This window comes from Salinifilum ghardaiensis, assembly GCF_054491345.1.
The window spans coordinates 3,129,030-3,154,989 of record NZ_CM137101.1 but is presented as its reverse complement, the minus strand read 5'-3'; the positions used below and the strand labels follow the sequence as shown (position 1 = coordinate 3,154,989).

Below are 25,960 nucleotides of genomic sequence, written 5' to 3'. Positions count from 1 at the left end.
ACCTACCCGCGGTGCGCGAACCGAGGTCTCATCGAGGTCCAGTGCGTTCCGACGCGCACCTCCACCGACGAACTGCGATCCCCGCCGCCGAGGCGACGGTGCTCGGCGGCGGGGTCGTGCTCGCGGCCGGATCAGCCGCGGACTCGTCCCAGGGGGGCGGTGTTCCCCTCGGCGCTCTCCTGCGCCCGGCGACCCGCCGCTCCTGCCGCGCTCGCACGTGCTCCGCAGTCCACTCGGGACGGGCGGACCGGGACCGCGGGGTCGACCGAGCCCCACCGGGACGCCGGGGCTCGGTGACGGGTCCCGGCGGGGAGGCCGGTGCTCCGGTGCGCCGCACCGCGGGAGGTTGCCGTCGGACGTCCGCTTCGACGAGGAGGGAGCGTTCCGCGATGCGCGGCGCGATCAGGTCCGAACAGGTGCACGGGGCAAGCGGGTCCGGAGCGGTCGACTCCGGTCCCGTGGTGCGGTGGCGCGAACGGGTGGCGGGGCGGGGCGTGCGCGTCGCCCTGGCCGACGGTGCGGATCCGCGCGCCGTGCGAGCCGCGATCGACCTGCACGAGGAGGGCTTGCTGGTTCCCCGCCTCGTGGGGCGCGGGGAGGAGGTCGAACGGGTCGCCGGAGGCGCGGTGCCCGCGGGCGTGGTCTGCGAGCCGGATGACCTCGCGCGGGATCCGGCCGTGGTGCGGGCGCTGGACGCGGCCTTCGCCGGGCGGTCCCCGGAGGAACGCCGCTCGGCCGCGGCCGACCCGGTGGCGCTGACCGCGGCGGCGCTGCAGGCCGGGATCGTGGACTGCGGTGTGGCAGGAGCTTCGCGCTCGACCTCGGACGTGCTGCGCGCCGGCCTCCGCGTGGTCGGCCTGCAGGAGCACGTGACCACGTTGAGCAGTTCCTTCCTCATGGTGCTGCCGGACGGCCGCGCGCTGACCTTCGCCGACTGCGCGGTCCTGCCGGATCCGGACGAGCGGCAGCTCGCCGACATCGCCACCGCCGCGTCGGCGACGCACGAGGCGCTCACCGGTGCGGAGCCGCTGGTGGCCATGCTCTCGTTCAGCACGCTGGGCAGTGCCGAGCACGAGGTGGTCAGCAGGGTCCGCTCCGCGACGCAGCTGGTGCGCCGGCGCCTCCCGGAGATCCGCGTCGACGGGGAGCTGCAGTTCGACGCCGCGGTGGTCGAGGCCGTCAGCTCCCACAAGGCGCCCGGATCGGAGGTCGCGGGACGCGCGAACGTCCTCGTGTTCCCGAACCTGGGTGCGGGGAACATCGGCTACAAGATCACCGAACGGTTCGGCGGCGCAGTGGCCCTGGGGCCGATCCTGCAGGGGTTGCGGGCACCGCTGAACGACCTCTCCCGCGGGTGCAGCGCGGCGGACATCGAGGTTCTCGCCCTGGTCAGCGCGGTGCAGGCGCTCCGCTGACCAGGCCGGGCTCCAGTTGGCCAGGCCGGGGCTGGTGCTCCCACCGCGGGACCGCACCAGCTCCGGCGCGAGTGCGGACAGAGCCCTCGCGCTCGACCGGTTCCGCTGCGCCGTTCGGCCCGGGCCGAACGGCGCAGCGGAACCGGGCCGACAGCGGCGACTGCCGGCCCGGTTCCGCTCATCCGGCCCGCGCTGCGCAGCGCCGTCAGGTCTGCGGGGGCGACGGGTGCGCGTCGGCGGCAGCGGCCCCCGTCGTCGGTCGCCGCGCCTCCTCGCGGCCGGTGCGCGCTTGCGGAACCTCGGGCCCGTCCTCCGCGGGGTAGGGCATGTCGAGGATCAGGTAGTCCAGGTCCCGGGCCGGGATTTCGCGGATCCTCCGCGCCCGCACGAAGTAGAAGGCGGCGCCCAGGGCGGACCAGGCGAGCAGGGCGATCCAGGACGGCGTGCTCAGCGCCGCGGGCGAGGCGGGGACGAGGAGGAGCCCGATGAAGGTGCCGCCGAACAGGGCGCCGAGCAGGCTCAGGGACTTCTTCACCGGTGCGACCGTCGGGGTGACGGGATCCCGGGGGGAGGCGGTCCCAGCGGTGCTCCAGCGGAACAGCCGGTAGGCGACCAGGCACGTGTACGTGTAGGCGATCGCGACTCCGATGGCGGACATGTCCACGATCCACAGCAGGGCCTCCCGGCCGAACCACGGGGTGATCAGGCAGATCAGGCTCGCGAAGATGATGCCCGCCGCGGGCGTGCCGAACCTCGGGTGCACCCGGCCGAAGAGGCGCGGCAGGATGCGCGCCCTGCCCATGGAGAACATCAGGCGGCTCGCGGCGACGTAGAAGCCGTTGAGTCCGGTGAAGATCCCGGCGCACAGAGCCGCGGCGAGGACGAGGGTGCCGAGGCCGCCGAACAGGGTGGCGACGGCACTTCCCGTGCCCCAGGTCGGTTCTGCGGCGAGGAGGCTCTGCCAGGGCACGGCCGCGGCGGTGGCCACGACCATCATCGAGTAGAACAGCGCCGCCGAGACCAGGGCGAGCACGATCAGCCGGAAGGCCTTGCCCGGGGCGAAGTTGAACTCCTCGGCGGCTTGCGGGACGTTGTCGAAACCGACGTAGGCCCACGGAGCGATCGCGACGATCGCGAGCACGGCCGACCACGGCGGGGTCTCCGGGGTGAACGCGGGCAGGAGGTTGCTCGGCGCGGTGGCGGGATGCGCGAGAACCCCGATGGTCACCAGCACGGCCCCGGCGATCATGGCGAGCACGAAGGCGAACTGCAACTGGCCCGAGACGGTGGAACCGCGCACGTTGAGCACGGCGAAGGCGACGAGCGCCAGGCTGGTGATCAGCACCTCGCCGAAGTGGACCTCCCAGCCCGCGACCTCGTACATGCGCCCCCACTCGACGAGCCAGGGCGCGGTGAACTTCGCGAGCACCCCGAGGGCCGAGGCGTTCAGCGCGACGATGGAGAAGTAGCCCAGCGCCAGGAACCACCCGCACACGTACGCGTGGGTGCGCCCGAGGCCCAGGTAGGTGTAGGCGAACTCACCGCCGGAGACGGGGAGCTTCCGGATCAGGAACCCGTAGCTCACCGCGATCACGATCATCAGCGCGCTGCCGATGAGCAGGCCCAGGACGGTGCCGAGGGGGCCGGCGGTGGCGATCCAGTCGGCCGGCAGGACGAAGCTTCCCCATCCGACCGCCGATCCCAACGCGATGGCCCAAACCCATTGCGGTTTCAGCGTTTTCGAAAGCTGTGCTCGTTCTTCCACGTCTGGAACTCCTTCTGGCTGTCGCACCGGGATGACGGGGCGTCGAGCAGCGCGGAGGGCGCCCGCTGCCACGGGACCGGTCGGCTGCGTTCGGCGGTGACATCGCGACGCGAGGCCGCGGGCGGGTCGCGTCGGCGGGAGTCCCCTGCGGGGTTCTGCGGATGCGTGCGGCCGCCGCGGTGGTGCCGGACCCGGTCTGCGCGTTGTGTCGCGGGTCATAGTAGGGACGACGGGCCCGGCGGCGGAGGTCCAGTTCCCGGGAAAGTGAGCGACCCAGAGTCCTGCAGCGCTGGTGGGGGAGCAGGACCGCGGTCTGCTCGCCGGGGCCGCGGCCCGCTCCCGCCCGGGTCGTGGCCAGCACCCGCCTGCGGCGGGAGGGCTCGCCGGGGCCGCGGCGCGGATCGGCGGGCCCCGCCGCGGGCGATTCGCCGCAGCGGCGCGCCCCGCGCGCTCCGGCGTTCGGGATCAGGGGTTTCGCTGCTGCGCGGGGTCAGTCGGCGGAGGCGGACGCGCCCTCCGACTCGATGCGTCCCAGCGCCTCGGCGGCGCGCTGCAGAGCGGGGACCAGCTGCGGTGCCTGCTCGACGCCCAGGCGCATGATCGGTGCCTGGACGGCCACGCACAGGTTGGAGCGACCGGTCCCTGCCGGGACGAGGACGGCTGCGCAGACCAGGCCGGGCAGGAACTCCTCGTCGTCGATGGCGTAGCCGTTCGCGCGGACGCGTTCGAGCTCGTCCTCCAGGGCGTCGAGATCGGTCGCGGTCTTCGGGGTGTACTGCTTCAGCGGCGCGTGGGCCAGGAGTTTGCGCCGCTGCGCCGGGGTCAGCTGGGACAGGATCACCTTGCCGCTGGCCGAGGCGTGCACCGGCACGCGGGAGCCGGGGCGCAGGTAGAACCGCAGCGGTTCGGGCGTCTCGACGCGGTCGAGGTAGACGACCTCGTCGCCGGTCAGGGCGGTGATGTTGCAGCTCTCGCCGATTTCCTCCACCAGCTCGCGCAGCACCGCGTGCCGCGCGCCGTGCTGGGTGGAGTTGAGCAGCAGGTTCTGGGCCAGCCGGCGCAGGCGGCTTCCCGCGGCGTAGTGGCGACCGTCGGCCTGGCGGACCAGCAGGCCGCCGCTCTCGAGCTGCTGCAGCATGCGGTGCAGGGTCGGCTTGGGCACGTCGGTCTCCTCGACGAGTCCCTGCAGCGAGACGAACTCGTCCTTGGCGGCGATCAGCTCCAGCAGCGCGAACAGCCGCATCGCCGGTGTCTCGCCGCCGAGCTCGGCGGCGATCTCGATCTCACGAACTGGTTCCATCGTGCCGCCAGGTTACAGGTACCGGAAATCAGGATGCCAAGTACCGGTCTTCGGTACATCCGTTGACTCGGGTGTGGCTGCGCCTTACCTTTGAGTCCAGTTTCAGGAACTGTGCGTACCGATTATTCGTACTCGATATCTGTTCCGTGCTTCCGGTGAGAGAGGAATCCGATGACTGACAGCACTGCCGGGGCGAACCGAGAGGTCGTGGTCGGCCAGCAGGAGATGACCCCCTCCGAGGCGTTCGTGGAGACGCTGGTCGCCAACGGCGTCACCGACATCTTCGGCATCATGGGGTCGGCGTTCATGGACGCGATGGACATCTTCGCCCCCGCCGGCATCCGCCTGGTGCCGGTGGTGCACGAGCAGGGCGCCGGCCACATGGCGGACGGCTACGCCCGGGTCAGCGGCCGCCACGGTGTCGTGATCGGGCAGAACGGGCCCGGCATCAGCAACTGCGTCACAGCGATGGCCGCGGCGTACTGGGCCCACAGCCCCGTCGTCATCGTGACCCCCGAGGCGGGGACCATGGGCACCGGCCTGGGCGGTTTCCAGGAGGCCAACCAGCTGCCGATGTTCCAGGAGTTCACGAAGTACCAGGGCCACGTGAACAACCCGGCCCGGATGGCCGAGTACACCGGGCGATGCTTCGAGCGCGCGCTCTCCGAGATCGGGCCGACGCAGCTCAACATCCCGCGCGACTACTTCTACGGCGAGATCAGCACCGAGATCCCGCGGCCGCGCAGGCTCGACCGCGGTCCGGGCGGGGAGCAGTCCCTGTCGGAGGCGGTGGAGCTGCTGGCCGAAGCCGAGTTCCCCGTGATCATCTCCGGCGGGGGCGTCGTGATGGCCGACGGCGTGGCGGAGTGCGAGGCCCTCGCCGAGCGCCTCGGCGCCCCCGTGGTGAACAGCTACCTGCACAACGACTCGTTCCCCGCCAGCCACCCGCAGTGGTGCGGCCCGCTGGGGTACCAGGGCTCGAAGGCCGCGATGAAGTTGCTCTCCCGGGCGGACGTCGTCCTCGCCCTGGGCACTCGCCTCGGTCCCTTCGGGACCCTGCCGCAGCACGGTCTCGACTACTGGCCGACCAACGCCAAGATCATCCAGGTCGACGCCGACCACAAGATGCTCGGCCTGGTCAAGAAGATCGCGGTCGGTATCTGCGGTGACGCCCGGGCCACCGCCGAGGCGTTGACCGAGCGGCTGTCCGGGAAGTCGTTGACCTGCGACGCCACCCGCGAGCAGCGCGCCGATGCGATGCAGGCGGAGAAGGACGCCTGGGAGGCCGAGCTGGACGAGTGGACCCACGAGACCGATCAGTACAGCCTGGACGTGATCGCCGAGCAGGAGGGCGAGCCGGGCAACTGGCTGCACCCGCGGCAGGTGCTGCGCGAGCTGGAGCGGGCCATGCCCGAGGACGTGATGGTCTCCACCGACATCGGCAACATCAACTCGGTGGCCAACAGCTACCTCCGGTTCGAGAAGCCGCGCAGCTTCTTCGCACCGATGAGCTTCGGCAACTGCGGCTATGCGCTGCCGACGATCATCGGCGCCAAGGCCGCGGCCCCGGACCGGCCGGCGATCGCCTACGCCGGGGACGGCGCGTGGGGGATGAGCATGGGCGAGATCATGACCTGCGTGCGCCACGACATCCCCGTCACGGCGGTGGTGTTCCACAACCGCCAGTGGGGCGCGGAGAAGAAGAACCAGGTGGACTTCTACGACCGCCGGTTCGTGGCCGAGGAGCTGGAGAACGAGAGCTTCGCCGCGATCGGGCGGGCCATGGGGGCCGAGGGCGTCGTGGTCGACAAGCTCGACGACGTCGGTCCGGCCCTGCGCAAGGCCGTCGACAAGCAGATGAGCGAGGGCAGGACCACCGTCCTCGAGGTCATGTGCACGCGCGAGCTGGGCGACCCGTTCCGCCGCGACGCGCTGCGCGAACCGGTGCGGTACCTCGACAAGTACAAGGACTACGTCTGATCCGCGCGCGAGGCGCGATCGCCGCCGTCTCCGCGGCCCCGTCCCGGGCTTCCGGGGCGGGGCCGCGTGTCTGCGGGGTGCGAAGAGAGCTCGACGTGCGCGGGTCCCGGCGCTATTCCAGCGTGGCGGCGACCTGCTGAGCCGCTCGGCGTGCCAGGAGGCCCAGTTCGCCGAACCTGCTCTCCGGGACGCGGTCCTTCGGCCCCCACACGCTGACGATGGCGAACGGGCGCCGGGAAGCGTCGAAGACGGGCGCGGACACGCCGTACAGGTGCGGTTCGAGTTCGCCGACGCTGGCGCTGTAGCCCTGCTCGCGGATCTCGGCGAGTTCGGTGCGCAGCGCGGACGCGTCCGTGCGGGTCGTCCCGGTGTACTCGGGCAGGGGGGCGGCCAGGATCGAGTCGACCTCCTCCTCGGGCAGCCACGCGAGGAACGCCTTGCCCGCCGAGGTCGCGTGGATCGGGGTCTGCCGTCCCAGCCAGCGCGCGCTGAGCACCACCGGCGGCGTGACCTCGTCCACGTAGGTCAGGCCGAACCGCTGCGCCACGGCGAGGTTGGCGGTCTCGCCGGTGTCGCGGGACAGCTGTTCGAGGATCCCGTGGGACCGGCGCACGAGACCGGTCACGCTCGCGTTCGTGGCCATGCGGGTGACCGCGAAACCGACGGAGTAGCGGTTGGTCGCCGGATCCCGGTCGACCATGCCGTGGTGCTCCAGCGTGGCCAGCAGGCGCCAGGCCGTCGCCCGGTTGAGCTCGCAGCGAGCGGCCAGCTCGGCCGCCGAGAGTCCGTGCGGGGCGGCGGACACCGCGTTGAGCAGCGCTACGGCGCGGTCGAGCGACTGCACCCGCCCGGTCGACGAGGACCGGTGCTGGTCCTGGTCATCGGAGCCGGGGGCGATGTCTGCGTTCATCGTTCCCAGCCTAGTCCGCTCGGACGAGCGGTCTTGACTCGCGTCGTCGGCGGCCCTATGTTGCAGGATGCGAACATGGAACGCACGATGTGAAATAACATGGGGTGGGAGGACAGTGGACCGGGTCGTTACGCCGTACGAGGGAAGCGGCAGTCGCGAGTGGGACGGTGCTGCGGAGGTCCCCGCACCGCTGCAGCTCCACAGCACCCCGGTGCGCCCCGAGTGGGTCGATTACAACGGGCACATGAGCGAGTCGAGCTACCTGCTCGTCTTCGGCGACAACAGCGACGCCTTCTTCCGCTACATCGGTATCGGCGAGCAGTACCGGGAGAGCGGGCGCTCGCTGTACACAGTGGAGTCGCACATCCACAACAAGCGCGAGGTCGCCGAGGGGGAACCGCTCGCGGTGAACCTGCGGGTGCTCGACCACGACGTCAAGCGGGTGCACATCTTCCACGAGATGTGCCACGGCGGGACCGGCGACCTGCTGGCCACCGCCGAGCAGTTGCTCGTGCACGTCGACAGCGAGCAGGGCAGGTCGTGCGAGATGCCCGAGCACCTGCGGCACCGCCTGGACGCGATCCAGCGCGCGCACGCGGTGCTTCCCCGCCCCGAGGTCATCGGCCGCCCGATGGGCATCCGCCGCTGACCGCCGAGCGAACCGAGGAGCGAACGTGGACTACGAGCTCAGCGACGAGCAGCGCATGGTCGTCGACACCGTCCGCGGCTTCGTGGAGGCCGAGCTGCTGCCGCACGAGGACGAGGTCGAACGGCTGGACGAGGTGCCGGACGGCCTCGCCGCGCACATCCGCGGCAAGGCGCTGCAGGCCGGTCTCTACGCGGCCAACATGCCGGCCGAGCTCGGTGGCGGCGGGCTGGACGCGGTCAGCGCGGTCCTGGTGGAACGCGAGCTGGGCCGGGCGAGCTTCGGACTGCAGATGCTGGTGGCCCGCCCGAGCAACATCCTGCAGGCCTGCGAGGGCGAGCAGCGCGAGCGGTACCTGTTGTCGACCATCCGGGGCGAGCGGCACGACTGCCTGGCCATGACCGAGCCGGGAGCGGGATCCGACGTGCGGTCCATGACCACCCGAGCGCTGCGCGACGGGGACGACTACGTCCTCAACGGCACCAAGCACTTCATCAGCCACGCCGACGTGGCCGACTTCGTGATCCTGTTCGCCGTCACCGGCACGGAGGAGGGACCGCGCGGTCCGCGGAACGCGATCACGGCCTTCCTGGTCGACCTCGACGCGCCGGGACTGACCGTCACGCGCGGGTCGGACTGCGTCTCGCACCGCGGGTACCACCAGTGCGAGCTGTCGTTCTCCGACTGCCGCATCCCGGCTGCGCAGCGCCTGGGAGCCGAGGGCAGCGGTTTTGAGCTGATGGGCGAGTGGCTCGGAGCCAGCCGGCTCAGCGTCGCGGCGACCTGCGTCGGCCGCGGTCGTCGCGTGCTGGACATGGCCACGAACTGGGCGGCCGAACGCTCCCAGTTCGGCCAGCCCGTCGGCCGGTTCCAGGGAGTCGGGTTCCAGCTGGCCGACATGGCCACGGAACTCGAGGCCGCGGACCTGCTCACGCTGCAGGCGGCCGCGAAGCTCGACCGCGGGGAGATGACCGACCGCGACGCGGCGATGGCGAAGCTGTTCGCCTCCGAGGCGCTGGCCCGCCTGACCGACCGGGCGGTGCAGATCTTCGGCGGCATGGGGCTGATGGCCGAACTGCCCATCGAGCGCTTCTGGCGCGACGCGCGCGTCGAGCGGATCTGGGACGGCACCAGCGAGATCCAACGGCACATCATCTCCCGTTCGCTGCTGCGTCCGCTGGGGGCCTGACCGGTGATGGCGACGAGTGACGACCGGCGCCGGCTGATGGCACCCCGGCACATCGCGATGATCGGCGGGGACGCCGCCGCGGAGGCCGTGCGGCAGTGCCGGGAGGTCGGTTTCTCCGGCGAGATCTGGCCGGTGAACCAGCACCGGAGCAGCATCGGGGGACTGCCGTGCTATTCGAGCGTGGGCGAGCTCCCGGCCGGCCCCGACGCGGCGCTGGTGGCAGTCCCCGGGGAGAACGCGCCCCCGGTGGTCGGTGAGCTCTCCGAGCGCGGCGCGGGCGGGGTGGTCTGCCACGCCTCGGGTTTCGCCGAGCACGGACCGCGCGGCGCCGAGCTGCAACGGGCCCTCGTCGCGGCGGCGGGTGAGATGCCGTTGATCGGCCCGAACTGCATCGGCGTGCTGAACTACCTGGACGGTGTGGCGCTGTGGCCGGACCAGCAGGGTGGCCGGCCCGTGCAGCGGGGCGTCGGGATCATCACCCAGAGCGGCAACATCGGCCAGAACATGACGATGCAGCACCGCGGTCTGCCGCTGGCCCAGCTGATCACGGTCGGCAACGGGGCCGGTGCCGGTGTGGCCGAGCTCGTCGAGGGCATGCTCGACGACCCCCGCATCACCGCGATCGGCCTGCACCTGGAAGGCGTCGACGACGTGCCGGGACTGTCCCGGGCGGCGCTGCGGGCCCTGCGGCAGCGCGTGCCGATCGCGGTGCTCAAGTCGGGGGCCTCCGAGCTCGGTGCGCAGCTCAACCTCAGCCACACGAGCTCGCTGGCCGGTGACGACGAGCTGTGCGACGCGCTGTTCCGCCGTTTCGGCATGGCCCGTGTCCACGAGGTGCCCGCGTTCTTGGAGACCCTCAAGTTCCTGCACGTGCACGGGGCCCTTCCGGGGCGTCGCATCGCCTCGGCGAGCTGTTCCGGCGGTGAGGCCTCGCTCGTGGCCGACCTCGCCGAGCGCTGGGGGCTGACCGCGCCGGAGTTCCCGACCCCGACCGCGCAGCGGCTGCAGGACGTGCTCGGGGAGCGGGTGGCGGTGGCCAACCCGCTCGACTACCACACCTACGTCTGGGGCGACCTGCAGGCGCAGACGGACTGCTTCGCGGAGTTCCTCGGCGCGGGGATGGACTGCCACCTGCTGGTGCTCGACGTCCCGCGCGGTGATCGCTGCGATCCCGCGCACTGGTCGACCACCGCGGAAGCCTTCCTGGCGGCGCGGCGGAAGACCTCCGCGGTGTCGTGCGTGGTCAGCAACCTCCCCGAAAACCTCCCGGAGCCGATCTGCGAAACCCTGGTGCACGGCGGGATCGCACCGATGCACGGCCTGCAGGACTGCTTGGCGGCGGTGCGCGCGGCCGCGGACATCGGTGCGGCCCAGGACTCGGCGCAGTCCAACACAGCGCTGGACGGACGCGCGAACGTCCTCCCCGGCGGCACTGCGTCCACCGTGGACGAGCACACGGGCAAGAGCGTGCTGGCCGAGCACGGCCTGGAGGTGCCCGGAGGTCAGCTCGTCCGGCCGGACCAGGCCGCGACGGCAGCGGCGGGATTGGGCTTTCCCGTCGTGGTGAAGGCCAGCGCGGCCGACCTGGTGCACAAGAGCGATGTCGGCGGGGTCCGGGTGGGCCTCTCCGACCGCGGGGAGGTCGAACGGGCCGTGGCTGCCATGTCGGGCCTCGCCGACGAGTTCCTCGTGGAGCGGGTGGTCGACGGCGCGGTCGCGGAGCTGATCGTCGGCGTGCGGCGGGATCACCGGTTCGGCGCGGCGCTGACGATCGGTGCCGGCGGAATGCTGGTGGAGCTGATCCGCGACGCGGTCACGCTGCTGCTGCCCACCGGGCGCGCGGAAGTCGAAGCGGCACTGCGCGGACTGCGGATCTGGCCGCTGCTGGCCGGGTTCCGCGGACCGGCGGCCGACGTGCCGGCCGTCGTCGACGCGATCACCGCGATCGCGCAGTACTGCCGCGACAGCCCCGACCTGGTGGAGCTGGACGTGAACCCGCTGCTGGCGCTGCCCCGCGGCCGCGGTGCGGTCGCGGCGGACGTGCTCATCCGGCGCGATGACGACGATGCGGAGAAGGACGATGGCTGAAGCGGTACGACTCGAGGCCACCGGCGGGGTGCTCACGATCACCCTCGACCGACCGAAGGCGAACGCGATCGACGTGACCACGAGCAACGCCCTGTACGAGGCGTTCGACCGGTTCCGGCGCGACGAGGAGCTGCGGGTCGCGGTTCTCACGGGCGAGGGCACGCGGTTCTTCTCCGCGGGGTGGGACCTCAAGGCAGCCGCGGAGGGCGAGGCGATCGACGCCGACCACGGGCCGGGCGGGTTCGCCGGGTTGACCGAACTGTTCGACCTGGACAAACCGGTGATCGCGGCGGTCAACGGGACGGCGGTGGGCGGTGGTTTCGAGCTGGCGCTGGCAGCCGACCTGATCGTCGCGGCCGACCACGCCGAGTTCGCGTTGCCGGAGGTCACGATCGGCGTGGTGGCCGACTCCGGCGGGGTGCTGCGGCTGCCGAAAGTCCTGCCGCGAGCCGTGGCCAACGAGATGCTGCTGACCGGGCGCGGGATGGCGGCCGCGGAAGCGCACCACTGGGGACTGGTCAACCGCGTCGTCCCGGGGTCTGAACTGCTGCAGCGGGCGCACGAGCTGGCCGAGCAGATCGCTTCCGGAGCGCCGCTGGCGACGGCGGCCGTCAAGGAGATCACGCGGGCCACCGCCACCACCGACGTCGAAGCGGGTTTCCGCCTGATGCGCAGCGGCGAGCTGCCGGCCTACGCAGCGGTGCTCACCTCGCGGGACGCGGCCGAGGGGCCGCGCGCGTTCGCCGAGAAGCGGGCCCCGCGGTGGCGGGGGTGCTGAGGTCAGCAGCGCCGGTGCACCCGGTCTCCCGCGAACCACGTCTCCAGCACGGTGGTGTCGATCAGGGAGTCGGTGGCGACCGCGAAGGGGTTGCGGTCGAGGACGACGAAGTCGGCGGACTTCCCGGGAACCAGTGAGCCGGTCACGGCGCCCAGGCCCATCGCGCGCGCCCCGTTGATGGTGAACACGGCGATGGCCTCGGCGAGGGTGAGCGCCTGCTCCGGCCAGAGGGCGCCCGGGTGCTGCCCGGTCGGATCGCGGCGCGTGACGAGCCCCTGGATGCCTTCCCACGCGTTCGGGGAGGGGCTGACCGGCCAGTCGGTTCCACCGGCGACCAGCGCTCCCGAGTCGACCAGCGTGCGGTTCGGCTGCATCCGGCCCGCCCGCTCGGCGGGGAGCACCTCGGCGATCGCGGAGGGGATGACGCCCGGGGTCCAGAGGAACGGGGAGATGTCCGCCGCGACGCCGAGCTCGGCGAAGCGCGGGAGGTCGGAAGGGTGGACGAACTGGCCGTGCGCGACCTGGATCACCGGCTCGGTGCGGCCGTGCGCGCGCACCTGCTCGGCGGCGTCGAGCACCGCGCGCACCGCGGCATCGCCCGTGCAGTGCACCTTCGCGGACAGGCCCCGGCGTGCAGCGTCCAGCAGGACGGGGGCGAGCTCGTCGACGGGAACGGTCGTGCTCCCGCGGAAGCAGCAGCCGTGCACGTCGTCGGGGAGGTACGGCTCGAGGAACGCCGCCGTGCGGGTCGGCGGTACCCCGTCGAGGAAGACCTTGACGAAGTCGGGACGGTGGTGCTCGGTGCGGAACTGCTCGGCCCGGTCGAGCAGTTCCGCACCGATCGGGTCGAAACCGAAGATCGGGTCGTTCGCCAGCATCGAGCTGACCACCCACGCCGACAGCCGGCCCGCGCGGTCCAGTTCGGCCAGGGCGCGCATGATGTCCACTGACACCCCCGCGTCCTGGAACGCGGTCACACCGCAGCGGTGGAGCGTGGCGATGCCCGCGGCGCAGGACCGCCGGTGCTGTTCGGGACTCAGTCCCCCACCGGCGCGCATCGCGCGCTCCACCGCGGTTCCCGCCGCCTCCAGCAGGACTCCGGTGGGCTCGCCCGTGACGGGATCGCGCACGATCCGGCCGTGCTCCGGGTCGCTGGTCGTGGCGGTGATACCGGCGAGTTCGAGGGCAGCGGTGCTGACCCACCGGTTGTGCTTGCTGTCGTCCGCGAGCATCACCGGCCGCCCGCCCGCGGCCTCGTCGAGGGCGCGCCGCGCCGAGGTGTGGCACAGCTGCTCGAGGAGCGTCGAGGCCCAGCTGCCGCCGACGATCCACTCGTGCTCGTCGAGCCCCGCGGCGTGGGATCGCACGGCCCGGAGGAGGTCCGTGACGCTCGCGCCCTCGGGCAGCCGCAGCTCGAACAGCTCGGACCTGCCCGCGAGGGAGTGGTGGTTGTGCACGTCGACGATGCCGGGCATCACGAACGCACCGCGCATGTCGCGCACCGCTGTGCGCCGTCCGCGGTAGTCGTCGACGTCCGAGCGCGTTCCGACGGCGAGGATCCTGCCGTCGGCCACGGCGATGTCGCTCGCCCAGGGCAGCGAACCATCCGCCGTGTGCACAACGGCGTTGGTGATGAGCAGGTCGGCGTGCACGGCTGTGCTCCGTTCGTCGCGGGGCGGGGGATCGTGCTAGTGAGCCGGGTCGACGTCGTGCGGGTGCACCGTGTTGCTGAGCAGGCGCCCGTACGCTCCGAAGGTGAACTGCACCGGGAGCGTCCCGGTCTCGTCGAGGCCGAACAGCGCGCCGTGGGAACGCATCCTGTGGGGATGGTGGTGGTCCGCGACGGTCACCGAGGCGCACGGGACGACCTTCTCCCGCCACGCGAACAGGTCGATGCCCGGACGGATCTCGTAGCTGGTGTGCTCATCGGTGTCGGCCAGACCCTTTTCCGGGCCTGCCAGGCATTCACGAGGCGCACGCCGAGCACGGTCGCGCTGAACCCGATTCCGCGTCTGCTCGGGGCGAACGCGATGACGACGGAGACGAGGCTCCACACGATCCAGGGCAGGTCCGCCACCGAAGACCTCGTTGGCCGCAGTGGTGGTGAAGAATCCGCTGGTGCCGATCGCGCCCGCGACGAAGCAGTTGTACCCGAGCATCGCGACGAAACCGGTCACAAGTCCTGGTGGCCTGCCGAGTCCCTCGACCACGAAGGCGTAGAACCCTCCCGCGTTGGGCATCCTCTTCGACATCTGGGCGTAGCCGACCGCGAACAGCAGCAGCACCGCGGTCGCGGCGATGAACGCCGCCGGCATCCCGCCATTACCGACCGCGATGCCGATTCCCGCGATCACGACCGTTCCGGTCAGGAGTGCTACCGCGGCGAGCACGAGGGAGACGATGCCGGGAACACCGAGCACGTTCCTGGCCAGGTCCGTGCCACCGTCCCGGGAGTACTGCTGGTCCGCAGGGCGCATCGTGCTTCTCCGGAGCGGGAGGGTTCGCGTGGTGCCGGTGAGTATCGAGTCCGAAAGGCACCGGGGGCTTGTCCGTGAGCGCGCGAACCTGTGCCGGCAGTGCACGAAGAGCCCGGAGTTCGACTGGAACCGGGCACGATGGCCTCCGCGCTCCGGTGCCCGAGCCAGCTGCGCGCCGACCGCGGACCCGGGTTCCCAGAACGGACAGGAGGTAGAGATGTGCGTGCCGTGCGCTGTACCCGCTGATTCCGGGAACGCGCCTTCCGGTCCTGTGTCGGCGGCGCTCAGCCGGCGTGCGGTGCTGGGCGGCGCGGGAGGGATCGCCGTGACGGCTGGGCTCTCTGCGTGCTCGCCGGGCGGCGGGCCGGCGGAGCCGGCGAGCACGAGTGCCGTTTCCGATGCCGGCGTGCAGGGCGCGCGCTCGGAGCTGGAGCTCGTGCTGCTGGGCACGCAGGCGGGTCCGCCGATCGAACAGGACCGGGCGGGGATCTCCTCGGCCCTCGTCGTGGACGGCGCGACCTACCTCGTCGACTGCGGGCGATCAGCCACGAGCCAGTTCGCCAGGGCCGGCCTGTCGCTGCGATCGCTGAGCTCGATCTTCCTCACCCATCTGCACGCTGACCACGTCAGCGATTACTACAACTTCTTCCTGGGGGGCGGGCACGTTCCGAACACCTCGGGGGACACGCTTTCCGGGCCGATCACGGTCCACGGCCCCGGGCCGGCCGGCGAGTTGCCCCCGAAGTTCGGTGGTGGTGCAGCGCCTGCGGTCAGTCCGGAGGATCCCGCGCCGGGAACGGCCGCCATGACGCGGAAGTTGCACGAGGCCATCGGCATCCACGACCGGAGCGTGTCGCGAGCGGAACTCGAGCACATGCTGCAGTCCCACGTCCGGGTCGAAGAGGTCGGAGCAGTGGCGCAGCGGGCCGGCGCGGGGAAGCTCGTCCTCTCGCACATCGCGGAGGTCGGCTCGACCGAGCTCGACGTGGACGAGTGGGGCGAGTGGGCCCAGCAGGGCTACGACGGACCCGCGGTGGTGGGCGAAGACCTGCAGCGGTTCAACCTCGCTTGAACCGCCGGGATCGTCGGGGCGTCAGGGCTCGCCGGCACGTGCGCGCGCCTGGCTCGGTGGATGTCCGAACTCGGCCTTGAACACGCGGCTGAAGTGCGCGGCATCGGGGAACCCCCACCTGGCCGCGATCGCGGCGACCGGTCGGTCGGCGTGCACGGGATCGCACAGCTCTCGCCGGCAGCGGTGGAGCCTGCGCTCCCGGATCCAGCCGGCCACGGTCGTGCCGTGCTCCTTGAAGACGTCGTGCAGGTGCCGGGTCGAGACGTAGTGGGCCGCGGCGATCCGGGCCGGACCGAGGTCGGGTGAGGCCAGGTGGGCGTCGATGTAGGCGCGGACCCGGCGCATCAGCCCGTGGCGGGGGTGCTCCGCGGCGTGCCCGGGATCGAGCTCGCGCGCGTACAGTGTGGTGATCAGGCCCAGCGTGTGGTGCGCGATCCGCGCTCCGGTGCCACCGTCGAGCTCCTCGAGGTTGTCGACCAGCCGGGCCAGGAACGGCGCGATCATGCTGCCGACGCCGTTCTCGCCGGACATGCGCACGGCCGTCAGCTGGCTGAGCCTCCCCGGCGGGATGTCGACGAGGTTCTTGCCGAACATGAGGACCAGCGTGCGGAAGTCCTCGCCGAAGACCAGCGAGTAGGGCCGTTGGGTGTCGTAGATGGCGATATCTCCCGGTTGCAACCGCGCCTCGCGGTCGTCCTGGACGAGCAGGCCGCTTCCGGACAGCAGCAGGCTGAGCTTGTAGTAGTGCCGGTCCGACCGGGCGATGAGCTCCGGGGTGCGTTCGACCACGTGCGGCGTGGCTGCGACTTCCGAGACGTGCAGGCTGTCGATGTCGCGGGAGCGCAAGCGACCGCGGAACGACTCGGTGCTGCCGGTGGTGACCTGCAGCGGTACGAACGAAGCCGACACGGCCTCGCGGAAGGCGCTGAAGTCCGTGGCGACCGAGGTCGTGACGTCGCTGGCGGGACTGGTCTGTCCGGCACCGATCACAACGCACCTCCGTTGGTCTCGGGGGAGTGCACTCCGCGGGATCGTGCACACGATCCGTGATGCGGATCGCTTGTGCAAGGGTGCTGTCCGGCGGCCGTCACCCCGAACTGCGTGCACGTGCGCACAACGAGCGGACGCCTCTGCGCAAGACGGGAGCTCGTCGTGCGCGGATCCTTGAGCAGCACGGACTGGTGCGGGAGGGAGCGGAGCGTGGAGACTCGAGGGCAGCTGTTCGTCGGGGGCCAGTGGGAGCCGGCAGCCGGCGGGGGTGAGCGCAAGACGGTCGATCCGGCCAGCGGCGAGGTGCTGGGGGTGGTCGCCGAAGCCGCGGAAACCGATGTGGACCTCGCCGTGGCAGCGGCGCGCAAGGCTTTCGAGGACGGTGCGTGGCGGGGGATGCCGGCGGCCCAGCGGGCGCGGGTGCTGTGGCGGGTGGGCGAGCTCGTCGACGAGCACGCCGACGAGCTGGCACGGCTGGAAACGCGGGATCAAGGGCAACCGCTCGGCGTGTCCTCGACGGTGAGCGTGCCGATGGCGGCCGAGCACTTCCGGTACTTCGCCGGGTGGTGCACGAAGATCGAGGGCAGCACGACTCCGGTCTCGGTGCCCGACACCCTGCACTACACGCGGCGCGAACCGCTCGGGGCGTGCGCCCTGATCACCCCGTGGAACTTCCCGCTCATGATCGCCGCGTGGAAGATCGCGCCCGCCCTGGCGTGCGGGAACACCGCCATCGTGAAACCGGCCGAGCACACGCCGCTGACCACGATCCGCCTGGTGGAGCTGTGCCGGCAGGCCGGAGTCCCCGCCGGGGTCCTCAACCTGCTCACGGGTGGGGAGGAAGCCGGCCGGGCACTGGTGCGGCACCCCGGCGTGGCCAAGGTGTCGTTCACCGGCTCCACCGAGGTCGGCAAGCAGATCGTGCGCACCTCGGCCGACGACCTCAAGCGCGTGACCCTCGAACTGGGCGGCAAGGCCCCCTCGGTGATCGCCGCCGACGCCGACGTCGACCGCGCGGTGGCGGGCAACCTGCAGGGGGCTCTGCTCAACTCGGGTCAGGTCTGCGCCGCCTACACCCGCTTCTACGTCGACCGGCGGCGACACGACGAATTCGCCGACAAGATCGCGAGCGCCGCCGCAGCGCTCGAGATCGGCCCCGGCTTGGACGAGCGGACCCAGCTCGGGCCGCTGGTTTCGCAGGAGCACCTGCGCCAGGTGGCCGACCGCGTCGACCGCGCTCGAGCGGACGGAGCGGTACCGCTGACGGGCGGAACGATGCCGGAGGGGGAGTTCGGGGGAGGTTTCTTCTACCCGCCGACGGTGTTCGCCGGACTGGGCCAGGACGCGGAGGTCGCCCGCGAGGAGGTGTTCGGTCCGGTGCTGGCGGTCCTCCCCTACGACGATCCGGCCGAACTGGCCGATCTCGCCAACGACACCGATTACGGGCTCGCCGCCTCGGTGTGGACGCAGGACCTCGCGACGGCCCACCGCCTGGCGGCGGACATCCGCGCGGGTTCGGTGTTCGTGAACACGTGCCGCTGCTCGACGCCGCCGCCCCGTGGGGAGGGTTCAAGCAGAGCGGGTGGGGCCGCGAGATGGGCCCGCAAGCCCTCGAAGCCTACACCGAGACCAAGGGCGTGTGGATCGGACTCACCTGAAACACCGCACCCGGACACTCCCGCCTTCCCGCGGTCGGTGCTCACCGCCGCCTCCGCTCCTGCTTCCCGGTGAAAGGACTCCGTTGAAAGGATCGAGAACCACCACGTCCGAGCACGTAGCGGCCCCCGAGACCGGACGGTGGCCTACGTCGACGTCATCGAACACCGCGTCCTGCGCGTCAACGACGACTCAGTGCGGCCCGTTCGGCGCTGCCGGCACGCACCGGGTGCGCGCCCGCCGCCGGGGGCAGACCCCGCCGCCCGCTCCGCGAGTGCGGGATCTGCCGAATCCGGACGCCGAATCCTCGGTTCGGTCGAGGGCGTGCCGGCGATCAGGTCGGTGAACCCGCGTTCGCCGATCCCTGCGCCTCGACGACCGAGTCGCCGCCCCCGACGGGGGACTCCTCCCGGGGGTGGGGGGTTTGCGCGGCTGCCTGGTCCTGCTGCCGCTCCCGCACCTGTTCGAGCACCGCGGGCAGGACATCGTGCACGTCCCCGATGACCGCGTAGTCCGCGCGGGCGACCAGCGGCGCTTCGGGGTCGGTGTTGATCGCGAGGATGGTCTTGGCACCCATGCAACCCACCCAGTGCTGGCTCGCGCCGCTGATGCCGCACGCGATGTAGAGGTCGGCGGAGATCTTCGTGCCCGTCAGCCCGACCTGGTCGCTGTGCGGCCGCCACCCGGCGTTCGTGGCCACCCGGGAGCAGCCCACGGCACCGCCGAGCAGCCCGGCCAGCTCCTCCAGGTCCGCGAAGCCCTCGGCGCTGCCGACACCGCGCCCGCCGGAGACGATCACGCGGGCCGTGGCCAGCGAAACACCGGAGCCGCGGGACGTGCGGTCGACGAGTCTGCTGTGGACGATCCCGTCGAGGCCTTCGGGGACGAACGTCTCCACGGTCACGTCCGCGGGCGCGCTCACCTCGGTCGCTTCGACCGCACCGGGTGCGAGGCTGGCGAACTTCACCGCCCCGGACAGCTCGGCGTCCTCGAGCAGCATGCCGCCGCCGCGGGACCGGGTCAGGCTCCACACCGGACCCGCGTCCACCGCGACGCAGTTGCTGGCGAACGCCTCGCCCGTGCGCGCGGCCGCGTGGGCCGCGATTTCGTTGCCCCAGTCGCTCGCGGCGGCGAGAACACCGGTGGCTCCGGTGCGGCCGATGAGTTCCGCGAGCGCGGCACCCCGGCACTCGGGTGAGCAGTCGTCCGCGAACGGCCCGTCGATCTGGTGCAACGCGGTGGCCCCGTGCGCGGACAGCGTGCTCGTGAACTCGCCCGCGCCGAACGTGGCCGCGTGCAGGGGGACGTCCAGCTTCCCCGCCAGTTCGCGGGCGAGGGTGAGCGTCTCGCGGGAAGCTCCGGAAACGGATCCGGCTTCCTCTTCGAGGATGACGAGCAGCATGGCTCACACCATTCCTTTCTGGGCGAGGAGGTCCACGACGGAGTCGGCGGCGTCGGACCCGTGCCCGAGCACGACGGTCTCCTGCTCCTTCTCCGGGGGGTGGCGCAGCTGCACCGTGCGCAGCCCGCCCTGCGGAACCTCCGGCTGCAGGGTGCGCAGCGGTGCCTTCTTCGCCCGGAGCCGGCCCTGAACGCTGGGGTAGCGCGGGAGGTTGAGGCCCTCCTTGACGGCTGCGATCGCCGGCAGCGGTGCCTGGTAGATCTCGTAGCCGTCGGCGCTCTCCCGGCGCAGGAGCACGTGCGCGCCCTCGTCGGCGACCTCGATTCCCTTGATGCCGCCGACCACGGGGCGTCCGAGCGCGCACGCGACCCGGATGCCGACCTGGTAGTTGCTCGCGTCGGCCGACTCGTTGCCGAAGAGGACGAGGTCGAAGGCCCCGTTCTCGGACTCCAAGGTTCCGATCGCCTCCGCCAGCGCCGTCGCCGTGGCCTGCGGCTCCTGCGAGGCCTGCTCGACGAGCACGGCGGCGTTGGCTCCCATGGACAGCGCGTACCGCAGTTGCTCCGCCACCTCGGGCGGACCCGCGCTGAGGACGGTGACCTGGCCGCCGTGCTCGGCGGCGAGCCGGACGGCCTCCTCGACGGCGCACTCCTCGTGGGGACCGATGGTGAACCCGAGGTGGCGGGTGTCGATGTCCAGGCCGTCCTCGGTCAGCGACAGCTTCCCGCCGGGTGCGGGTACCCGCTTGATGCAGACGAGTATCTTCATGGTCGTTCCTCCGTCAGGACTTCATCCGCTCGTCGTCGGGGTCGAACAGCGGGGTGCGCCCGGCTCGCGCGACCGTGACCGGGTAGCGCTCCGCCATGTACTCGACGAGCAGCTCGGTGCCCTCCACCGCGTACGGGGCGGGCAGGTAGCTCATGAGCAGGTACTCGCCGAGCGAGGGGGCCGATCCGGCGCTGGTGACGTAGCTCCCGCGGCCCCTGCTGTCGACGATCCGGTCGCCGCCGGGGGTCAGGACCGGCGAGTGCGCCTGCGGGTACCGGCGCACTCCGGCGGAGTCGGTGTGGTTGTCCATCTTCAGCGTGCACAACGTGGCCCCGGGGCCCTCCTCCCTGGCCCTGAGGTAGGGCTCCTTGCCGATGAAGTCGGGCGATTTCACCTTGGGCAGGGCCAGCCCCGCCTCCACGGGGTCGTACTCGCTCTCGAGCTCGGCGCCCATGAGCCGGTAGCCCTTCTCCAACCGGCCCGTCGTGCCGTACACGCCGATCCCCGCGGGCACGACGCCGTGCTCCCGGCCGGCCTCGAACAGCACGTCCCACAACTTCAGCCCCTGCTCGAACGGGGCGTGCAGCTCCCACCCGAGGTCTCCGACGTAGGAGATCTTCAGGGCGAGGGTGGGCACCCCGTCCACATCGATCTGCTGCGCCGTGCCGAAGGGGAACGCCCCGGCCGAGACGTCGTCCTCGGCGACGGAGGACAGCACGTCGCGAGCGCGCGGTCCCCAGAGACCGATGGTGCACACCGCCGAGCTCATGTCGGTGAGCGCGACCGACCCGTCCGCGGGGAGGTGGTCGGTGAACCACTTCTTGTCGCGCGCGCCGTCGGCCCCGCCGGCGATGATGCGGAAGTGCTCCGCTCCCAGCCGGACGATCGTCAGATCGCTGCGGAAACCGCCGGTGTGGTCCAGGATCGGCGTGTAGATGATCTTGCCGACGTCCTTGTCCACCTGGGCCATCGCCATCCGCTGCAGGTAGTCGAGGGAGCCCGGCCCGGAGACGTCGAACTGCGCGAACGCGGTCAGGTCGATCATGGCCGCGCGATCGCGCATGGCGAGGTGCTCGGCGTTGATGATCGGCGACCACCAGCGCGCGTCCCACTCGTGCGGGCGGTCGCTGATGCGGTCGGCGTACTCCTCGAGCAGCGGGCGGTTCGACTCGTACCAGTGCGGCCGCTCCCAACCGCCGACCTCGAAGAACTCGGCCGAGAGCTCGACTTCGCGGGAGTGGAACGGGGAGAGACGCTGCCCGCGGTTGGACTCCCACTGCTCGTTGGGGTGCACGATCCCGTAGATCTTGTTGAACCCCTCCTTGGCCCGCTCCCGCACGTGCGTCCCGGTGCGCTGGTTCGGGTAGAAGCGGGCGATGTCGGCGCTGTGCAGGTCGATCTCGGTGCTGCCGCGGGTCATCCACTCGGCGAGCAGCCTGCCGACGCCGGGGCCCTCCTTGATCCACACGGAGGCCGCCGACCACAGGCCCTTCACCTCGGGGGTCTCACCGAGGACCGGGCCGCCGTCGGGGGTCATCGACAGCAGACCGTTGATGGAGTGCCGGATCCCCGCCCCGGGGGCGTTCAGGATCCCGGGGAACATCGCGAGGGCGTCCTCCATCTGCGGGTCGAAGTCCTCCTGGGTGAACGGCAGCTGGGTGGGCGAGAGCTGCGCGGCCTCGTAGGAGGGGATGTCGTCGGGATCGTGCAGGATCGCCCGGTGCGCGTAGGAGCCGATCTCGAGGTCGGCACCGCTCTGCCGCTCGTACATGAGCGGGTCCATGTCGCGCACGATCGGGTAGCCGATCTCCGAACCGGTTTCGGCGAGCTCCGGGATGGGACCGACGTCGATCAGCTGGTGCACGGCCGGGACGAGCGGGATGCGGGCGCCGGCCATCCTGGCGATGCGCGGGCTCCACACCCCGCACGCGACGACGACCGCACCGGTTTCGACGTCGCCGCGGTCGGTGCGGACCTTCGAGACCCTGCCGTCCTGCCTGTCGATGCCGGTGACCTCGGTGTTGGCCGAGACGGTCAGCGCTCCGAGCGCCTGGGCCTGCTCCCGCATGAGCGACCCGGTCTGCAGCGGGTCGACCACCGCCGCCGAGGGGCTCCAGAAACCGAGCTTGACGAGGTCCGCGTTGAGGAAGGGCACGAGCTCGGACACCTTCTCGGGACCGATGAGCTCGGCGTCGATGCCCCACGCCTTCGCCGAGGCCATGCGGCGCTTGAGCTCCTCGACGCGCGCCTCGTTGCGGGCGAGCTCGATGCCGCCCGAGGTGGTCAGCGTGCCCAGCTTCTCGTACTGGTGCATCGAGTCCACGGTGATCGCGGTGATCTCCTTGGAGTGGTCGACGGGGAAGATGAAGTTGGACGCGTGCCCCGTCGACCCTCCCGGGTCGGGGAGAGGTCCCTTGTCCAGCAGCACGATGTTGCGCCAGCCGGCCTGCGCGAGGTGGTAGGCCACTGAGTTGCCCACGATTCCCGCGCCGATGACGACTGCCTCGGCTCGCTCGGGGAGGGTGTTCATGGCGACTCCAATCGGGTTGTCGTGCCTGTCGGCCGTGCTAGAGCACCGCCCGTATCTCCTGTTCGAATTCGGTGACGTGGTCGCGCAGGATCCGCTGCGCCGCCGCGGCGTCGCCCTCGGTGACGGCGGTGAGCAGGTCGCGGTGGCTGTCCAGGGCGTGCCCGAACCGGTCGAGGCGGTCGAGCACGAGGAACCACATCCGCAGGCTGTGCACGTAGTACTCGTCGAGCGTTGCGATGAGGTACGTGTTGTGCGTCGCCCGGTGCACGACGCGGTGGATGAGCAGGTCCAGTTGGAGCAGGTCCCGGGGGCTGGAGCTGATCGTGCGCGCGTCGAGCGCTTCCAGCACCCCCTTGATGGCGTCGCGGTCGTCGTCGGTGGCCCGCCTCGCCGCGAGGTGACCGGCGTGGGACTCGAGCTCCGCGCGCACCTCGCTGATGGCGCTGAGCGCACCGAGGTCGAGCGGGGTCGCGAACGTCCCCCGGCGAGCCACGACCTGCACGAGCCGGTCGTCGGCGAGCTTGCGGAGCGCCTCGCGCAGCGGCGTGCGGCCGACGCCGAGCTCCTCCTGCAGGGCGCGCTCGTCGATCGTCGCCCCCGGCTGGATCCGCAGCGTGATCAGCCGGTCCCGGAGCAGGTAGTACGCCTTCTCGCTGAGGCTGGCCACGTGGTGGCAGCCGGGCTCGAGCGTGACCAGGTCGGGCAGCTGGTGGCCGCCCGCCCCGAGAGCAGTACCTGTGATTCCCGCCACAGATGTATCGTAGGTATATCACGCGCCATGCGCAACGCGTTGCTTCATCCAAAACGGTGTTCTTCGGCCTCGCGATCGGTGCAGGGCCCGGTGTTCCCGCGGCAGGGCGGGGAGAGCAGCGCGGACCGGGCGGCTGCGCGAGCGGGAGGTGGTGCCGGTGCGCGCCGCCGCGGGCGGCGCCGAAGGAGCGCACCGGTTCCGCGGGGCGCGGGGCATCGCCCCCGGGGGTGCGAGCGCGTCGGGCGCGGCGATCGGGATCGGTCCCTCGGCGAGGCTCCATGCGTGCTCTTGCTTGCATGCAACATGTGCCGATGTCGTTCTGCGAATCCGGCGAGTACTGCGCCCGCGGTTGACCGCAAGTAACGATTGGGCGCTGATCACGCGGTTAACAGGCGGAGGTTCACGACAACAGGAGCCGCCCGATTCGGCATTGACCGCGGTATTCTTGCATGCAACAGTGTCGCGCATCGCAATCACCCGCTCGCCCTTGCGGGTACGGCGCACCGCGCCGCCCCTCCCGTCGGCTCACGGAGACAACGATGTCTGACACCCCTCCCGCGTTGCCGGAGCGCCGGAGTCCCGGCTCCGTCCTGTACCTCTCGCTGGCCCTGGCCCTGGCCATCGTCGTCTGGGGTGTTGCGGCCGGCGACACGCTGTCCCGCGTCGGCTCCGCCGCTCTCGGCGGCATCACCAGCGGGTTCGGCTGGGCCTACCTGCTGGTGTCGCTGGGGTTCCTGGCCTTCCTCCTCTTCCTGGCGTGCAGCCGGTACGGCCGGCTGCGCCTCGGACGGGACGACGAACGTCCGGCGTTCCGCCGGTTCAGCTGGTACGCGATGATCCTCTCGGCCGTGATGGGGATCGGGCTGATCTCCTACGGGGTCGCCGAGCCGATCGCGCATCTCGCCGAACCCCCGCACGGACTGGCCGAACCGATGACCCCGGACGCGGCGGTGCGGGCGCTGCAGTTCTCGTTCTTCGACTGGGGCCTGCACGCCTGGGGCATCTTCGCCGTCGTCGGGCTGGCGATGGCCTGGTCGATGTTCCGCCGTGGCCGTCCCGGCCTGGTCAGCGCGTTGTTCCGGCCGCTGCTCGGGCATCGCGCCGACGGCGCCGCCGGTGTGGCCATCGACGTGTTCGCCGTTCTCGCGACGCTGTTCGGCACGACCACCTCGCTCGGTCTCGGTGCGATGCAGATCAACGGCGGCTTCACCGCGCTGTTCGGGGTCCCCGGATCCGTGCTCGTGCAGTTCGCGATCATCGCGGTCATCACCCTGCTGTTCACCGCGTCCGCGCTGACGGGCGTGGCCCGCGGAATCCGCTACCTGTCGCAGACGAGCATGAGCCTGGGTGCCCTGCTGTTCGTGTTCGTCCTCGTCGCCGGGCCGACGGTCTACCTGGTCAACCTCTACGTGCAGTCCACCGGGCGCTACCTCGGCGAGCTGGTGCCGACCAGTCTGATCACCCCCGCCAGCGGGGACCTGGGATTCATGCAGTCCTGGACCTACTTCATGCTCGCCTGGTGGCTGTCCTGGGCCGCCTTCGTCGGCGTTTTCCTCGCCCGGATCTCCCGCGGGCGCACGGTCCGCGAGTTCGTCCTGGGGGTGCTGCTCGTGCCCAGCCTCGTGTTCTCGGCGTGGTTCGCGGTCTTCGGAGGTACCGCGATCCACAGCGACCTGGCCGGGAGCACCCGGATCGCGGCGGCGGCCGCCGCCGACGCGAACTCGGCCTTCTTCGCGACGCTGCAGACGTTGCCGCTGTCCCCGATCACCTCGACGCTGACGATCCTCCTCGTCGCGCTGTTCTTCGTCTCGGGTGCGGACGCGAACACGTTCGTCCTCGGAATGCTGACCAGCCGTGGGACGCAGCACCCGCCGGCGCGGATCCTGGCCCTGTGGGGCGTGGTGACCGGAGCGGCGGCGAGCTCGCTCCTCGTCGCAGGCGGGTTGGAGTCGCTGCAGCAGATGGTGATCGTCAGTTCGGCCCCGTTCCTGCTCGTCGTGCTGGGAGTGGCGGTCTCGCTCGCGAAGGACCTGGCGGCGGAGGTGGGTGCGCCCGCGGCTCCCGCGCCGGAGGGCGAGGCCGCGCCCCGGTCCTGCGCCGCCCCGGAGGAGGCGCGTGCGGACGGCGCCACCGAGGTCGTCCCCACTGCGGCCTCGACCGAATGAGGCCTCGTGCGGGCCGCGCCGAGCCGCCGCGATGAGGCGGCGCAGCAGCCGCGGGTGCCGCGTGCTCGGACGCGCCCT

Annotated in this window: 18 protein-coding genes and 1 pseudogene; 9 read left to right on the top strand and 10 right to left on the bottom strand. The window is 71.5% G+C overall.

The genetic code is table 11. The features are described from left to right. Positions 1–389: 389 nt before the first annotated feature. Entirely contained in the window at positions 390–1,415 is a 1,026-nt protein-coding gene (locus ACVGV0_RS14320; RefSeq protein ID WP_459156176.1) for a phosphotransacetylase, read from the top strand. A gap of 205 nt (positions 1,416–1,620) precedes the next feature. On the opposite strand, the gene ACVGV0_RS14315 is transcribed toward ACVGV0_RS14320, so the two are convergent. Further along, complete coding sequence (locus ACVGV0_RS14315; protein ID WP_459156175.1) at positions 1,621–3,180, bottom strand: APC family permease; 1,560 nt, start codon at positions 3,178–3,180, stop codon at positions 1,621–1,623. 490 nt (positions 3,181–3,670) lie between these two features. Further along, positions 3,671–4,480 (bottom strand): IclR family transcriptional regulator, encoded by an 810-nt coding sequence (locus tag ACVGV0_RS14310; protein WP_459156174.1) that lies wholly within the window; start codon positions 4,478–4,480, stop codon positions 3,671–3,673. A gap of 171 nt (positions 4,481–4,651) precedes the next feature. On the opposite strand from ACVGV0_RS14310, the gene xsc reads away from it, so the two are divergent. Beyond that, positions 4,652–6,460, top strand: coding sequence for a sulfoacetaldehyde acetyltransferase (gene xsc / locus ACVGV0_RS14305; protein ID WP_459156173.1), 1,809 nt, complete (start codon positions 4,652–4,654; stop codon positions 6,458–6,460). A gap of 112 nt (positions 6,461–6,572) precedes the next feature. Here the strand turns inward: xsc and ACVGV0_RS14300 are convergent, their stop codons facing one another. Then, complete coding sequence (locus ACVGV0_RS14300; protein WP_459156172.1) at positions 6,573–7,370, bottom strand: IclR family transcriptional regulator; 798 nt, start codon at positions 7,368–7,370, stop codon at positions 6,573–6,575. Between the two features lie 115 nt (positions 7,371–7,485). Here ACVGV0_RS14300 and ACVGV0_RS14295 point away from each other — a divergent pair, with 115 nt between their 5' ends. From ACVGV0_RS14295 to ACVGV0_RS14280, 4 genes are read left to right on the top strand one after another with little or no spacing between them, the layout of a single operon-like run. After that, positions 7,486–8,019, top strand: coding sequence for a thioesterase family protein (locus ACVGV0_RS14295; protein ID WP_459156171.1), 534 nt, complete (start codon positions 7,486–7,488; stop codon positions 8,017–8,019). A 25-nt stretch (positions 8,020–8,044) separates the two neighbouring features. Continuing rightward, positions 8,045–9,205, top strand: a complete 1,161-nt coding sequence (locus tag ACVGV0_RS14290; RefSeq protein ID WP_459156170.1) for an acyl-CoA dehydrogenase family protein — start codon at positions 8,045–8,047, stop codon at positions 9,203–9,205. 6 nt (positions 9,206–9,211) lie between these two features. After that, positions 9,212–11,293, top strand: coding sequence for an acetate--CoA ligase family protein (locus ACVGV0_RS14285; RefSeq protein ID WP_459156169.1), 2,082 nt, complete (start codon positions 9,212–9,214; stop codon positions 11,291–11,293). Then, a complete protein-coding gene (locus tag ACVGV0_RS14280; RefSeq protein WP_459156168.1) occupies positions 11,286–12,071 on the top strand; it encodes a carnitinyl-CoA dehydratase in 786 nt (261 codons plus the stop codon). Before ACVGV0_RS14285 ends, ACVGV0_RS14280 begins: the two co-directional genes overlap by 8 nt. A gap of 2 nt (positions 12,072–12,073) precedes the next feature. Here the strand turns inward: ACVGV0_RS14280 and ACVGV0_RS14275 are convergent, their stop codons facing one another. Together ACVGV0_RS14275 and ACVGV0_RS14270 are read right to left on the bottom strand one after the other, a co-directional pair. Then, entirely contained in the window at positions 12,074–13,723 is a 1,650-nt protein-coding gene (locus ACVGV0_RS14275; RefSeq protein WP_459156167.1) for an amidohydrolase, read from the bottom strand. A 36-nt stretch (positions 13,724–13,759) separates the two neighbouring features. Next, a complete protein-coding gene (locus ACVGV0_RS14270) occupies positions 13,760–14,548 on the bottom strand; it encodes a MoaF C-terminal domain-containing protein (RefSeq protein ID WP_459156166.1) in 789 nt (262 codons plus the stop codon). Between the two features lie 406 nt (positions 14,549–14,954). On the opposite strand from ACVGV0_RS14270, the gene ACVGV0_RS14265 reads away from it, so the two are divergent. Beyond that, positions 14,955–15,620, top strand: a complete 666-nt coding sequence (locus ACVGV0_RS14265) for an MBL fold metallo-hydrolase (RefSeq protein ID WP_459156165.1) — start codon at positions 14,955–14,957, stop codon at positions 15,618–15,620. A gap of 21 nt (positions 15,621–15,641) precedes the next feature. Here the strand turns inward: ACVGV0_RS14265 and ACVGV0_RS14260 are convergent, their stop codons facing one another. Next, entirely contained in the window at positions 15,642–16,610 is a 969-nt protein-coding gene (locus ACVGV0_RS14260; protein ID WP_459156164.1) for an AraC-like ligand-binding domain-containing protein, read from the bottom strand. A 72-nt stretch (positions 16,611–16,682) separates the two neighbouring features. Here ACVGV0_RS14260 and ACVGV0_RS14255 point away from each other — a divergent pair. Further along, positions 16,683–18,268, top strand: a pseudogene (locus ACVGV0_RS14255) (aldehyde dehydrogenase family protein). Between the two features lie 332 nt (positions 18,269–18,600). Here the strand turns inward: ACVGV0_RS14255 and ACVGV0_RS14250 are convergent. The 4 genes from ACVGV0_RS14250 to ACVGV0_RS14235 are packed head-to-tail and all read right to left on the bottom strand — an operon-like array spanning position 18,601 to position 23,717. After that, positions 18,601–19,668 carry an electron transfer flavoprotein subunit alpha/FixB family protein gene (locus ACVGV0_RS14250; RefSeq protein ID WP_459156163.1) on the bottom strand — a complete coding sequence of 356 codons (1,068 nt, stop codon included), beginning with the start codon at positions 19,666–19,668 and terminating at the stop codon, positions 18,601–18,603. 3 nt (positions 19,669–19,671) lie between these two features. Beyond that, positions 19,672–20,436, bottom strand: a complete 765-nt coding sequence (locus tag ACVGV0_RS14245; RefSeq protein WP_459156162.1) for an electron transfer flavoprotein subunit beta/FixA family protein — start codon at positions 20,434–20,436, stop codon at positions 19,672–19,674. 13 nt (positions 20,437–20,449) lie between these two features. Further along, positions 20,450–22,966: a GcvT family protein gene (locus ACVGV0_RS14240; protein WP_459156161.1), complete on the bottom strand. Its 2,517-nt coding sequence runs from the start codon at positions 22,964–22,966 to the stop codon at positions 20,450–20,452. A gap of 37 nt (positions 22,967–23,003) precedes the next feature. After that, positions 23,004–23,717, bottom strand: a complete 714-nt coding sequence (locus ACVGV0_RS14235; protein ID WP_459156160.1) for a GntR family transcriptional regulator — start codon at positions 23,715–23,717, stop codon at positions 23,004–23,006. 539 nt (positions 23,718–24,256) lie between these two features. Here ACVGV0_RS14235 and ACVGV0_RS14230 point away from each other — a divergent pair. Further along, the gene (locus ACVGV0_RS14230; protein ID WP_459156159.1) at positions 24,257–25,882 is read left to right on the top strand and encodes a BCCT family transporter; all 1,626 of its coding nucleotides are present in this window, start codon (positions 24,257–24,259) and stop codon (positions 25,880–25,882) included. The last annotated feature ends 78 nt before the right edge of the window (positions 25,883–25,960 follow it).

Coding starts and splice junctions, on each gene's coding strand:
- ACVGV0_RS14320 (WP_459156176.1), top strand. CDS start 390: ATGCGCGGCGCGATCAGGTCCGAACAGGTGCACGGGGCAAGCGGGTCC.
- ACVGV0_RS14240 (WP_459156161.1), bottom strand. CDS start 22,966: ATGAACACCCTCCCCGAGCGAGCCGAGGCAGTCGTCATCGGCGCGGGA.
- ACVGV0_RS14270 (WP_459156166.1), bottom strand. CDS start 14,548: ATGCGCCCTGCGGACCAGCAGTACTCCCGGGACGGTGGCACGGACCTG.
- ACVGV0_RS14285 (WP_459156169.1), top strand. CDS start 9,212: ATGGCGACGAGTGACGACCGGCGCCGGCTGATGGCACCCCGGCACATC.
- ACVGV0_RS14245 (WP_459156162.1), bottom strand. CDS start 20,436: ATGAAGATACTCGTCTGCATCAAGCGGGTACCCGCACCCGGCGGGAAG.
- xsc (WP_459156173.1), top strand. CDS start 4,652: ATGACTGACAGCACTGCCGGGGCGAACCGAGAGGTCGTGGTCGGCCAG.
- ACVGV0_RS14300 (WP_459156172.1), bottom strand. CDS start 7,370: ATGAACGCAGACATCGCCCCCGGCTCCGATGACCAGGACCAGCACCGG.
- ACVGV0_RS14230 (WP_459156159.1), top strand. CDS start 24,257: ATGTCTGACACCCCTCCCGCGTTGCCGGAGCGCCGGAGTCCCGGCTCC.
- ACVGV0_RS14280 (WP_459156168.1), top strand. CDS start 11,286: ATGGCTGAAGCGGTACGACTCGAGGCCACCGGCGGGGTGCTCACGATC.
- ACVGV0_RS14310 (WP_459156174.1), bottom strand. CDS start 4,480: ATGGAACCAGTTCGTGAGATCGAGATCGCCGCCGAGCTCGGCGGCGAG.
- ACVGV0_RS14250 (WP_459156163.1), bottom strand. CDS start 19,668: ATGCTGCTCGTCATCCTCGAAGAGGAAGCCGGATCCGTTTCCGGAGCT.